Source organism: Streptomyces canus, assembly GCF_001514145.1.
Classification (GTDB): Bacteria; Actinomycetota; Actinomycetes; order Streptomycetales; family Streptomycetaceae; genus Streptomyces; species Streptomyces canus.
In genome coordinates, this window is sequence record NZ_KQ948673.1 from 1 (window position 1) to 12,361 (window position 12,361).

The 12,361-nt window shown below is 68.1% G+C and carries 9 protein-coding genes and 3 pseudogenes; 6 read left to right on the plus strand and 6 right to left on the minus strand.

Annotated features, from left to right (window positions below; genetic code table 11):
- Window positions 1-46: 46 nt before the first annotated feature.
- A complete protein-coding gene (locus AQJ46_RS58560; RefSeq protein WP_263972895.1) occupies window positions 47-181 on the plus strand; it encodes a hypothetical protein in 135 nt (44 codons plus the stop codon).
- Between the two features lie 97 nt (window positions 182-278).
- Here AQJ46_RS58560 and AQJ46_RS40565 read toward each other — a convergent pair whose 3' ends face one another.
- Together AQJ46_RS40565 and AQJ46_RS40570 are read right to left on the minus strand one after the other, a co-directional pair.
- Entirely contained in the window at window positions 279-1,103 is an 825-nt protein-coding gene (locus tag AQJ46_RS40565; protein ID WP_059210357.1) for an alpha/beta fold hydrolase, read from the minus strand.
- 765 nt (window positions 1,104-1,868) lie between these two features.
- Window positions 1,869-2,579, minus strand: a complete 711-nt coding sequence (locus AQJ46_RS40570) for an alpha/beta fold hydrolase (protein WP_059210535.1) — start codon at window positions 2,577-2,579, stop codon at window positions 1,869-1,871.
- Between the two features lie 400 nt (window positions 2,580-2,979).
- On the opposite strand from AQJ46_RS40570, the pseudogene AQJ46_RS59165 reads away from it, so the two are divergent.
- From AQJ46_RS59165 to AQJ46_RS56375, 4 genes and pseudogenes are all read left to right on the plus strand, one after another.
- Window positions 2,980-3,378, plus strand: a pseudogene (locus AQJ46_RS59165) (SLAC1 family transporter); the annotation flags it as partial.
- Window positions 3,367-4,262: pseudogene (locus AQJ46_RS40575) on the plus strand (helix-turn-helix transcriptional regulator). The pseudogenes AQJ46_RS59165 and AQJ46_RS40575, both read left to right, overlap by 12 nt.
- A pseudogene (locus tag AQJ46_RS57705) lies at window positions 4,259-4,462 on the plus strand (transcriptional regulator); the annotation flags it as partial. The pseudogenes AQJ46_RS40575 and AQJ46_RS57705, both read left to right, overlap by 4 nt.
- On the plus strand, window positions 4,449-4,679 hold the full coding sequence (locus tag AQJ46_RS56375) for a nuclear transport factor 2 family protein (protein WP_059210358.1): 231 nt from the start codon (window positions 4,449-4,451) through the stop codon (window positions 4,677-4,679). The pseudogene AQJ46_RS57705 and the gene AQJ46_RS56375, both read left to right, overlap by 14 nt.
- Window positions 4,680-4,756: 77 nt before the next feature.
- On the opposite strand, the gene AQJ46_RS40585 is transcribed toward AQJ46_RS56375, so the two are convergent.
- The 3 genes from AQJ46_RS40585 to AQJ46_RS40595 all read right to left on the minus strand — a co-directional run bounded on the left by AQJ46_RS40585 (window position 4,757) and on the right by AQJ46_RS40595 (window position 8,195).
- A complete protein-coding gene (locus tag AQJ46_RS40585; protein WP_059210359.1) occupies window positions 4,757-6,235 on the minus strand; it encodes a ricin-type beta-trefoil lectin domain protein in 1,479 nt (492 codons plus the stop codon).
- Window positions 6,236-6,949: 714 nt separating this feature from the next.
- Window positions 6,950-7,792, minus strand: a complete 843-nt coding sequence (locus AQJ46_RS40590) for a hypothetical protein (RefSeq protein WP_059210360.1) — start codon at window positions 7,790-7,792, stop codon at window positions 6,950-6,952.
- Window positions 7,779-8,195 carry a hypothetical protein gene (locus AQJ46_RS40595; protein ID WP_059210361.1) on the minus strand — a complete coding sequence of 139 codons (417 nt, stop codon included), beginning with the start codon at window positions 8,193-8,195 and terminating at the stop codon, window positions 7,779-7,781. The genes AQJ46_RS40590 and AQJ46_RS40595 overlap by 14 nt, the downstream gene beginning before the upstream one ends.
- A gap of 529 nt (window positions 8,196-8,724) precedes the next feature.
- Here AQJ46_RS40595 and AQJ46_RS40600 point away from each other — a divergent pair.
- Window positions 8,725-10,494 carry a cation:proton antiporter gene (locus AQJ46_RS40600; protein ID WP_059210362.1) on the plus strand — a complete coding sequence of 590 codons (1,770 nt, stop codon included), beginning with the start codon at window positions 8,725-8,727 and terminating at the stop codon, window positions 10,492-10,494.
- Window position 10,495: 1 nt separating this feature from the next.
- On the opposite strand, the gene AQJ46_RS40605 is transcribed toward AQJ46_RS40600, so the two are convergent.
- Window positions 10,496-12,337, minus strand: coding sequence for a glycoside hydrolase family 15 protein (locus tag AQJ46_RS40605; RefSeq protein ID WP_059210363.1), 1,842 nt, complete (start codon window positions 12,335-12,337; stop codon window positions 10,496-10,498).
- Window positions 12,338-12,361: the final 24 nt, after the last annotated feature.

A 12,361-nucleotide genomic window follows, 5' to 3' on the forward strand; every position in this document is an offset into this window, starting at 1 on the left:
GTTCTCATGAACAAAGCCATGGCAGCACGGCGTCGAGCGGACGGAGGTGCCGGGCGAGCTGGTCGTCGGCAGCGGCTTCGTGGTCGTCGCTGACAGGCGCACGTTCGACGGCATCGTCGGTGAGCTCGAATGGCCGAACCGCTTCGGCTGGGCCGCGATCGGTGACGGGCTCAGCTTTTAGACCGTCAACGTGCCACCGCCCGGCTCATCCTGCAGCAACCTTGACTGAGGCGGCGCCGTCCGAGCAGCACCCGGGCTCAGTCCTCCCTCTTGAGACGTCAGGACCGGAAGAACTCCAGCAGGTCGGCGTTGACGGTGTCCGCATGCGTGGTCGGCATGCCATGAGGGAATCCGGCATACGTCTTGAGCTCGCCGTTCCGAAGCAGCTTCGCCGACAGTGGCCCAGAGTTCTCATACGGCACGATCTGGTCGTCGTCGCCATGCATGACCAGAACCGGGACCGAGATCTTCTTGAGGTCTTCGGTGAAGTCGGTCTGCGAGAACGCCACGACGCCGTCGTAGTGGGCCTTCGCGCCACCCATCATGCCCTGTCGCCACCAGTTCTGGATGTTGGCCTCGGACGGCTCGGCACCCGGGCGGTTGTAGCCGTAGAAGGGGCCGGACGGCAGCGCCCTGTAGAACTCTGAGCGATTCTTGGCCAGTTGCGCCTGAATGTCGTCGAAAACGCTCCTGGGCACACCGTTCGGGTTGGCCTCGGTCTGCACCATGAGAGGCGGTACCGCAGCGATGAGCGCCGCCTTGTCCACGCGCTCCTCGCCGTGGCGGGCGAGGTAGCGCACCACCTCACCGCCGCCTGTCGAGTGGCCGACGTGGATGGCGTTGCGCAGGTCGAGGTGAGCGGTCACCGCAGCCAGGTCGTCGGCGTAGTGGTCCAGGTCGTGCCCCTCGTCGACCTGTGCCGATCGGCCGTGCCCTCGGCGGTCGTGAGCGACGACCCGGTAGCCGTTCCGCAGAAAGAACAGCATCTGGTTGTCCCAGTCGTCCGCCGACAGCGGCCAGCCGTGGCTGAACACCACCGGCTGACCCGAACCCCAGTCCTTGTAGAAAATCTCCGTGCCGTCGTTCGTGGTGATGAAAGGCATTTTGATCTCCGTTCTCGGTCCGCGTGCGACTGTTCGGGACAAGCCAGAAATTTCCCCAATGCGCACGTTAACTGCTCTCTTGCTCGACCCTACTGAATCCCGTCATCCTGTGACCGTCAGATGACTGGAGTGATGACGGTCGGCATCGGACGCCTGGTCGCGAGGTAAGGGTGAGGCGTCCCGAGCCATGCCGAAGTGGCGTGGGTGCCGACGGCGGCGACACATGCTGCTCGGCCGCATCATCCGAGGTCGGGGCGCATTTGTCGGCCCCGGCCCGGAACGGCAGAGACGAGGAGAGCGGGTGGCGGACTGGCCGCCGGCGGTCACATCGATACCGTCGAAGTACACGTCGCCGAGATTCGTCCGGACGTGTTCCTGGCCGGCTGGCGGGAGGCCGGCGATCTGACCGCCTTGGAACGCTATTGGGCCACCCCCAACATTCAGCACAGTCCGAACCTTCGCAATGGCACGGATGGCCTGCGTGCGGCCGTACCAGTGGCTGGTCCCCGCACGGCGACGCGGCCATCGTCGGCACCTTTCACTTCGAGGAGGGACGCATAGCCGAGCACCGGGATGTCGTGCAGCCGTAGGTTCCTCCCTGCACGGGCGCATACCTGATCGGTGAGGCGTCACCGGCACCGGCACCGGCACCGAGGCATGAAGCAGGCCCGGATGTCATCATCCGGGCCTGCTTCAGTTGTGAAGTCCGTTCACACCGACGCCCGTCCCGAACCGCCGTGGGCCTGCCGTCCGGGAGGGCGCCGCTCAGGCTCCGGCACGCAGGATGACATCTGCGACCTCGGCCGGGTGGGAAGCGAACACCGCGTGGGAGGCGCCGTCGATGGCCACGATCGCCTCGGCCTTGGCTCGCTCGGCCATGAAGTGCTGGGAAGCAGCCGGGATGTTCTTGTCCGCCTCACCGAACACGAAGAAGCTCGGGTTGCTCTGCCATGCCTGCTCACCCTCGGCCGGCTCCTCCAGGGCGGCCAGAGTGATCGGTCGCTGCGTCGCTGCCATGATCCGGGCGGTGGCCTCGGGCACGTCAGCGACGAACTGCTGGTGGTAGAGCTCCTGCGCCACGTACATGTCCTGGTTGCCGTCCGGCAGCTTGACCGGTCGCAGCGTCTCAGCGAGCGTGCCGCCGGGGTACTTGCTGGACAGAGTGGCGGCGCTGTCCCCGGCCTGGGGTGCGAACCCGGCCACGTACACCAGTGACTTGACGTTGCCTGCGCCGGCGGCGGCCTTGCTGATCACCATGCCGCCGTAGGAGTGACCGACCAGAACGACCGGCCCCTCGATCGAGTCGAGCAGGGCACGAACCTGGGCGGCGTCGTAGGCGACCGAACGCAGCGGGTTCGCCGCGGCGATCACAGGGTGGCCTTCGCCCTGCAGGCGTTCGACAATCGGTCCCCAGCCGCCCGACTCGGCGAACGCGCCGTGAACCAGGACGATCGTGGGCTTGGTCGTCTCCGACATGACTTCCTCCGTGGCGTAGTCGTTCCTGTTGACGCTCACCATGGTCGACCGGACGACGACGGTCAGCGCCCGTCAGATGACGGCCTGTCGACGGTGGCCGACGGCACGCCACTACCGTCACCTTGCGACATCCGCGACCCGGTCGGCCCGTCCGCACGGACGAGAGAGCGCCCGCGGCGGTCACAGCAGCCGGTGCGCCATGCCCGCCACGACTCTGAGCAGCGGAGATCCCCACCTTCTGACGCCGGTAGCCGGTGCTGGTCGACATGACTGTCCTCTGACGGGCGCTGACCGGAGACGCAACGCCGAAAGTGGTTTCCGTCGTACCGACCGCGTGGAGGAAGCCATGACCGTCACACACGTCCCATCCCGGCCGTCGGCCCAGCCGGCCGATACGTCGATGGCGGCGCCGACCCGGTTCCCACTGAACACTCTCGCGATCGGCTTCGGCCTCACGGGGCTGGCGGAAGTGTGGACGGAGGCCACACCGGCCCTCTCGCTCCCGCGTGCCGTTCCCCAGGCGTTCTGGGCCGTGGCAGCGATCGCCTGGGTATGGCTGATCACCGCGCACCTCGTGCGAGGCCGACGGAGCGACGAATCGTTGATCAGCCAATTGCGGCACCCGGTGCAAGGGCCGATCGCGGCGCTGGCTCCGGTCACCGCCATGCCGATCGCCATCGACTTGTCCACGTGGTCCCTGATCGCCGGTCGGACCATGTTCTTCCTCGCGCTTGCCGCCTCGACGCTCCCGGCGGCCTGGCTGCTCGGCCACTGGCTCGAAGGCAACATCAAGCCGGAGTCCGTGCATCCGGGTGCCTGCCGTGCCCGGCTGACGCCCGAAGAGGTCGGCCTGCCGGCCGGCGGCGGACGTCGCCATACTCCCGGACTGCGCCGGGAGGAGCTGGCCACGCTCGCCGGCATCAGCATCGACTACTACGCACGCCTGGAACACGGCACGGAGACCCGGCCCAGCCCTTCCGTGGTCGACTCCCTCGCACGCGCACTCAAGCTCGAAGAGGGCGAACGCGATCACCTGCGCGCTCTCGCCGCGCGGTCGCCGCCCTCGCCGCCCGGTCGGCGCCCGAACCGCCGTCGGCGCCCAACCGCACCGTGCAGCCCGGCGTCAAGCTGCTGCTGGAGAGCCTGCGCCCCTACCCCGCGCACGTGTTCAGTCGCACCGGCGACGTGCTGGCGTACAACCCGGGCGGGCTGCGGTTGCTCCCCAGCATGGACGACTGGCCGGCCAAGCAGCGCAACATCGCCCGCTACGTCTTCCTGCACCCCGCCGCCCGAGGCCTGTTCGACGACTGGCACCACCAGGTCCGCAGCTGCGTCAACGGACTGCGCGCCCTGGCCGGCACGGAGCCGCACGCACCGGACCTGACGCAATTGGTCGGCGAACTCCAGCTCAAGAGCTCCGAGTTCGCGCGCACGTGGGAGCGCTACGACGTCAAGGGCCACACCTATGGGCGCAAGACCTTCCACCATCCCGAGGTCGGCGACCTGACCTTGGGCTACCAGACGATGCAACTGCAGGGCACCCCGGGCCAGTGCATGGTCGTGTACTACGCCGAGTCCGGCACCCCCGAACACGACGCGTTGACCCTGCTCGACCTGGCCGCCACCGAGTCACAGCACGCCAAGGAATTTTCGCCCGACTGGCAGCCCCTCGACAACGCATGAGCAAAGGATTGGACCGGCGCGCCGAGCTGCGGGAATTCCTCCGGTCCCGGCGGGCCCGACTCAGACCCGAGGACGTGGGGTTGCCGGCGTCGGGGCGACACCGGGTGCCGGGACTGCGCCGCGAGGAGCTCGCGCGACTGGCGGGGGTGTCCTTCGCGAACTGCACGCGCCTGAAACAGGGCGACGGTGACACCATGTCACACCGAAGCCCTGGACAACCTGCTCGCCGACGGCTGCACCCTCACCCACATCACCGGATACGTACAGCCCAAGGGCGAATGGCTGTCGCAGATGCGTGCCGGCCAGTTCCTCTACCACGGGATCGAGGAGAAGCGCGTCGCGAAGACGACACATGATCCGTGGTCCGCTCGGCCGCCACGACCTGGTGAGCGGAAGGTGAAGCGCGGGCGGCGCTGACCCGTACGGGCCCGCCGAGGGGTGCTCGACGGGCCCGTACGGGTCGGATCAGTGGTCGCGGGGAACAGGTGCCGGCATCAGCTTCTGGCCCACTGCTGGTTGCTGCTTCCGTTGCAGTACCAGACATCGACCGCCGTGCCGTTGCCGGTGCCCGCTCCGGCCGCGTCCAGGCAGAGCGCCGGGTTCGCGACGCTGGTGACGGAGAGGTCCGCGTTCACGTTCCACTGTTGTGCCGCCGCGCCGGTGCAGTCCTCGATGACCACGGGGTCCCCCGCCGTGGCTCCGGTACCTCCCACGGTCATGCACTTGTTGCCGTAGACGGTGAGTTGCTTGTCAGCGTTCCAGTTCCAGGTCTGGTTGCCGCCGGCGTTGCAGTCCCACAGGTCGAGTTGGGTGCCGTTGGCCGTGCTGAAGCCGGGCACGTCGACGCAGCGGTTGGAGCCCACCCCACGCAGGACCTCGCCGGGAGGCGCGGGCGGCAGGTCGTTGACGGGCGGGGTCTTGCCGAAGCCGTAGCCCCAGCGCAGCAGGGCGACTCCGGTGGCGCTGTTGTCCACCATGTTGCCCTCGGAGTCCAGCGACTCGATCGAGTAGGCGTCGCCGAACCTCAGTCCCGGCCAGTACACCAGTCCCATCCCCTTGCTGCGCGCGGTGTTGGCCACGGCCGCGAGATACGAGGTGTAGACGTTGCCGTTCCAGGCGCCGTAGTTCAGACCGATGGTCATCGGGGAGCCGGCCTCGTCGATGATGGTCCGGCCGGCGTACTTGCCGATCCGGGCTTCGAGGTCGGCGGTCCAGTCCGCCTGTTGGGTGTAGCTGGCCCAGAAGCCGTAGAAGTGCAACGACAGCAGCGTTCCCCGCAGTTCCGGAGCCGCGCCGACGCCGGTGACGTTGTCGTTGTAGCCGGTACCGCTGATCACGACACGGCCGCGCGGGACGTCCTTGTGCTGGGCGAGCCAGCCACTGGTGACGGACACCCACTGGTCCAGGGTGTAGCCGTGCGGCTCGTTCATGGGCTCGAAGTAGACCCGCGGGTTGTGCTTGTACTCCCGCACCACGGTGTTCCACATCGTCTTCCAGGCGGCCGTGTCGTCGACCAGGCCGTCCTTGCTGCTGTCGGCCTCCCAGTAGCTGACGATGACCTTGTCGCCGTCGGCCGTGGCCGCGTCGATCGTCGCCCGGTACGACTTCCACCAGGTGGTGCCCACGCTCGCCGGGTTGATCGGCAGTCGCAGCGTGTTGGCGCCCAGGTTCTTCTTGAAGCCGCGCACCATGCGACCCGTGGTGCGGTAGACCGTGCGGTAGTCGTCGGTCACCGACAGCCCGCTGGGCACGACGGCGTCACTGGCGTAGTTGTCCCGCGGGTCTGCCCAGTTCACCCCGCGGAAGTCACTGGTGCCGCCCTTCGGCGCGGACTTCACCGGCGCGGGCGAGGCGGCCGACGTCTCGGCGGCCGGCTGGGCGAAGGCGGGGGCGGTCAGGAACATGAGGGTCGCGCCGAAGCCGGCCATGAGCACACTGGCCAGTCGTCTCGGTCTCGTCGGGGTCTTGGTCATGTCGTCTCCAGTGACGAAAGTGCGGGTTGCGGAGTGCGGGTTCGTCACTTGAGCCGAGGCAGTGATGAATGAGGGGCTGTATACAGACCCTCAAACCCGTTCAAACCGGCAATGGTTACGTAACCATTGCCCGGACACTGGCACGCCGCCCGCACTCGTGACAAGACCCGCGACGGTCCTGAGTCCAGCTCACCCCAGGTTCCGCCTCGGTACGTATCGACCCTCCAGTTCCGCTCGGCATGCGACGCCAGCCGTGACCGCCCGCCCGGCTGGACGTTGCGGCTGAGGTCGACCGTCAGTGATCGGCCCGTGATGCCCGCAGCGCGCAGTTCCGCTTCCGCCGTGTCGCGGGCCTGGTCGGCTGCGGGTCGAAGACGCCGCCCACCAGGCGGCGCGCGCCGCGAGCACGCCTCAGGGCACCACTCCCCCAATGGGTTCGAATACCCGGTCAGCCCGGCGCCCTCATGACTCGTTGCCCGTGTCAATCGCATCGCCGGGAACCGACCTGTCCACGCACAATTTCGGGGACCTCCAGGCCGTCGCCAGCGAACTCAACAGCCGTCCGCGCAAAACGCCCCGCCCCGCACGATCTGGTCAGGTGCGATCGGCTTCGGTCTCGTGACTTCCCTGGACTGCGGCCGCCGGCCGGCTTCGCGGAGCACCCTGTGCCGGTGACGGTGAGGCAGTGCTCAGCGTCACCCCTGCCTGCCAGGCTTATGGGTGTTCGCCGAGTTGGAGGAGGCCGGCGAGGGAGAAGCACAGGGCGCCGATGAGGGTGCCCCAGTTGGCGATGTCGGCGTTGACGAGGCTGTTGGTGGCGGGGCGGGTGTAGGCAGCGAGCGCGGAGACCATGAAGAGGGCGGAGCCGAGTTGGTTCACGGCCACGATCCGCCAGCCGAGGCTGTGCGGGCGGAGACAGGGCCGGCCGTGGCAGATCTCGACGAAGCCCAGGTGACCGGAGACCAGGAACAGGGCGCAGCCGATCACGTCGGGCACCCAGATCAGCCGGTTGACCTGGTGGGTGTTCAGGCCCTGCAGGAAGGAGTCCAGCAAGTCGACGGTGAAGACGAGAGTGCCCGCGAACAGGACGAACATGCTCAGCCAGTCCACCCGCATCGGCTCGTAACTCCACCAGCGCCAGCGGCCGGTGACCAGCCGGCCTTCGCCGCCCTCTTGGCGGCGGGGCGCGTTGATCACCTGGAGCAGTGACACGTACCCGCCGGTGGTGAAGAACAGGCCGCCCGCGAAATAGATCGAGGCGCACTCGGTGGCGTCGCCGGAGCCGAACTGGGCGACGGCCGCGCCGGCGGCAAAGAGTGCCCCGCCGATGACGAAGCCGATCGCCGCGATGGCGTTGAGTCTGCGAAGGCGGGCGACGGCAACGGCATCCGCACGGATGTGCCGGGTTGCCGCCGCACCGTGGGGACGGACGGCGAGTAGTCCGCGTCGGCGCGCGAGCCGGGACTCCCACACGGCGGTGCCGCCGCCGGCAGGGTGCCAGGTGAGCCGGGTGGTGAACGGTCCAGCGCCCTCGGCGCGCTGCTCAGGTTGTCCCACGGGCCGAACCGGGGAATTCAGACGGCAGCGGAAAACGGGCGAGACGGGTGTCGAATGGTTTCTGGTCGGCCCGGTCCCGGCGGCGGGATACGGGGCGCGGCCGGTTCATGCGGTCGGGATGGCGGCGATACCGCACTCTTCCCCGGGGCTGATGGGTGGGCGTCGTTTGGCCGCACCCCCGCAGCAGGCGGCCGCAGGTGGAGACGGTGACGAGCGCGGCTGCGACGACGAGGTAGGTACTCAGGACCCCGGCGTGCTGCGCCGACACGTAGGTCGTGACCATGATGGTGGGCATCACGAGGGCCTTCAGCAGGCCGGTGATCGCCGGGGGCACAGGCGAGGCCGCAGGGTCCCCGGCGCTGCGGTCTGCGTTCCGGCCGGGGTGGCCTCCTGCGTCGCTCATGGCATTTCCCTGGTCACTGGGCGCTTGGGGTACCTCGCTTCACGCATCCCTGAACACGCAGTGACTCTGCCAGACCAAACCGTGCAAAACACCCATTTTGCGAGCGTGTTAGTCGTTGCGTCCCAACTGGTCGCGACACAGCGCCGTACGGCCAGGGGCCTGGTGCCGATGGCCGCGCCGGGTGCTGCGAGCGGAGCAGTCGTGAGCTCATAAGCCGCCCGTGTGATGTGCCCGCCCGAATACGGCTGCGGGGCGCGCCGGTATGCCCCGCGCCCGGCGCGAGGTGCTTGGGTCGGGGCGCCGGGTGTGCGACGGCTCCAATGTCATCTCGTCGCCCGTTTCTGGCGTGCGTGCCCCGTCGAAACGCTGAAGGAGAGATCGGCTGGACAGCCCTGGCGAGCCGGACGTACTCACGGGCGCCGACCTGCGAGGAAATGGCACGTACGGTGACGGGCAGCAGACAGTGGCTGACCGCACGGACCCCGGCTGAATCCCCCATGGCGCCCGGACTCCGACGGAGGAAGCAGCTGTGACTGACGACGAGATCCTGCTCGGACTCGCGCTGACCGTGGTACTCGCCACCGGCTCACAGGTCCTGGCGAGCAAGCTGCGCGTTCCCGCCCTGATCGTGCTGCTGCCGGCCGGATTCACCGCCGGCGCCCTCACCGATGTCGTCCATCCCGCCGAGCTGATGGGGGCGAACTTCTCCGGCCTGGTGTCCCTGGCCGTGGCGGTGATCCTCTACGACGCCGGTCTGGGCCTCAACCTGCGCAACCTGAAAGGCGGCACGCGATGGATCGTGGGCAGACTGCTGCTGTTCGGGGTGCTGGTGACCTTCCTTGTCACCGGCGCGGTGGGACCCGCCCTGTTCGACATGCCGCTCCGGGTGGCCGCGATGCTCGGGATGATCCTCGTCGTCTCGGGACCCACAGTCGTCGGTCCACTGCTCGACTATGTGCGGCCCAACGACAAGGTCCGACGCATCCTCATCTGGGAAGGAACACTGACCGACCCGATCGGCGGCATTCTCGGCGCTCTGACCTTCCACGCCATCGCCACGACCCACCGTGTCGACATCGGCCGCGGCTACCAGCTGGGCCAGTTCGGTATCAGCCTTGCCGTCGGTCTGGTCGGCGGGGCGGTGGGAGCGGCGCTGCTGTGGTGGACGCTGCGCGTCCTGCGGCTCGGGGAAACGCTGGGCACTCTGGCGCAGCTCGCCACCGTCATCGCCGTTTCCGCCGGGTGTGACATCGTCCGGGACGACACGGGACTCATCGCCGCGATCGTCACGGGACTGGCCGTCACCAACCTCCGCGGCTTCGACATGCCTGCTCGCCGGCCCTTCTTCGAGACCCTGGTCCAGTTGATCATCGGCTTGCTCTTCGTCTCCATCTCCACGACCGTCACCCCGTCGTCCCTGGTCCCCGTGCTGCTCCCGGCCCTCGCCCTCATCGCGATCCTTGTACTGGTGGTGCGTCCCTTTGTCGCCTTCGCCGCGACGGCACGTTCGGGCCTGACCCAGGGAGAACGGGCGTTCGTCGGGTGGATGGCTCCGCGCGGCATCGTCGCGGCCGCCACGGCGTCGGCGTTCTCCGCCAGCCTCGTCGACCGGGGGGAGAGCGGCGCCGCCAAGATCCTCCCGGTCACCTTCCTGGTGATCGTGGGAACCGTCCTGTTGTACGCGCTGACCGCGGCCCCGGTGGCCCGGCGGCTGGCCGTCGTCAAGCCCTCGGGCACACGCATCCTCCTGGTGGGCGGCGAGCCGTGGGTGGTCGACATGGGGCGGTCCCTGCGCACCGCCGGACTCGACGTGCTGATGTGGGCGGGGCTCGACGAGGAGCGGCGAAGGATCAAGGAAGCGGGGATCCAGTTGGCCAGGGGCGATCTGCTGGCCACGGCCACCAACCCCGGGGCACGGCTGGAAGGGGTGACGGCCGTGTTCCTGGCCACCGACGACGATGATTTCAACGCCCTTGCCTCGGTCGTGATGCAGGACAACGTCGAGGGCCCCGTCTACCGGGTCGGCCCGCCCCACGAAAGCCACGGCGTCGTCGCTCCCTACACCGGCGGTGCCATCCTCTTCGGCAGTTCGCTCGTCCGGCACGCGCTGGCGGCACGTTACGAGGCGGGAGCCAGGTTCGTGGTCCGGCCCGCCTCCGCACCCTCGCCACCGGGCCACGACATGCTCTTCGTGGTACGGGCCGACCAGCGGCTGGAGCCGGTCACCGAGAGCCGGCCGATCACACCCGAGGAAAGCGACAGCGTCGTTCTGCTCACCCCGGTCCCCTCAGGTCTGTGAGTCATCCTCGCTGTGCTTGGCTGAGAGTGGAGTCGAGGGTGATGGCCGCGTCGATCAGCGCGAGGTGCGTGAAAGCCTGCGGGAAATTCCCGAGCTGTCGCCCTGTCAGATCGATCTCTTCGGAGTACAGGCCCAGATGGTTGGCGTACGTGAGCATCTTCTCCAGTACGAGCCTGGCCTGATCGGTGCGCCCGGCCCGTGCCAGAGCATCGACGTACATGAACGTGCACAGGGAGAAGGTCCCTTCGGAGCCGCGCAGTCCGTCGGGCGACGCTTCGGGGTTGTAGCGGTAGACCAGGCTGTCGCTGACCAGTTCACGGTCCATCGCGTCCAGCGTGGTCGCCCACATCGGGTCGTCCGGGGTGATGAAGCCGACCGTCGGCATCCGCAGCAGCGACGAGTCCAGGACATCGCTGCCGTAGTGCTGCACGAACGCCTCGCGCTTCGGATCCCATCCCTGTGTCAGGACCTGTTCGTAGATGCGGTCACGTTCGGTCGACCAGCGCCCACGGGCTGCCGGTCGGCCGCTCGCGGAGGAGAGCCGCAGGGCACGGTCGAAGGCGACCCAGGACATCACCCGGCCGTAGGTGAAGTCCTTGCGTCCTCCGCGGGTCTCCCACAGCCCCTCGCCAGGCTGGTCCCAGTGGTCGACGAGCCAGTCGAGGAGTGTGTGCAGTGCGGTCCAGCCCTTGGTGTCGAGCTGGATGCCGTGCTGGTGCGCGAAGTAGATGCTGTCCAGGGCCTCGCCGTAGATGTCCATCTGCATCTGGTTCGCGGCCCCGTTGCCGATGCGCACGGGGGCGGAGCCCTCGTACCCCGCCCAGTGCTCCAGAGTCTCCTCCACCAGGTCGGAGGAGCCGTCGACCCGGTACATGATGTTCAGGGGTCCCGTGTCGGCGTTGCCTCCGATCTTTTCCCGCACGCGATCGCGCAGCCAGCTGATGAACGCCGACGCCTCTTCCTTGAATCCCAGGCCCAGCAGGGCGTAGACGGAGAAGGAGGCGTCCCGGATCCAGGTGAACCGGTAGTCCCAGTTGCGCTCACCGCCGAGCTGCTCCGGCAGGCCCGCCGTGGGGGCCGCGACCAGGGCCCCGCTCGGCGCGTAGGTCATGAGTTTCAGCGTCACGGCCGAGCGTTCCACGGCCTCGCGCCACCGGCCCGAGTAACGGGACTGGGCGAGCCATGACCGCCAGAAGTGGATCGTCTCCTCGTAGAGCTGCTGGAACTCCGCGACGCGGATTTCATGGGGCGGCCCGTCGGGCGACGACTCCAGGACGACGCCGCGCTGCTGTCCGGCTCGCAGGGGCAGGGTGAAGTGCAGATCCCTGTCTCCCGACATCAGGTTCAGCAGCCGCTCGTCCTCCGGCTCGCGGACGGCGTGCACGGCCAGCTCGAGTCCTTCCGAGGTGAACACCGCGCCGTGCTGCGTGATGCGTAGTTCGTGTGGCGCGCGGCCGTAGTCGAACCGGGGGGCGATGTCCCCTTCGAACGTCATGCTGCCACGCACACACCGCAGCATGCGGACGAGGCGATGGCGGTCGGTTGCGACGGCTCCGGTCACCGGCATGAAGTCGACCACTTCGCCCGTGCCGGACTCCGTCATGAAGCGGGTGACGAGAATGGCCGTGTCGGGAAAGTACAGCTGCTTCGTCGCGAACGTCGTGTCGGCAGGCCGGACAGTGAAATGGCCACCTTTTTCCCAGTCCAGCAGAGCGCCAAACACACTGGGTGAATCGAATCGCGGACAGCAGAACCAGTCGATGGTGCCGTCGGTGGTCACCAGAGCCGACGTCTGCAGATCACCGATCAGGCCGTGGTTTTCGATCAGCGGGCATTCAGTCATCAAGAGCCTGCTTTCACCCCGGGA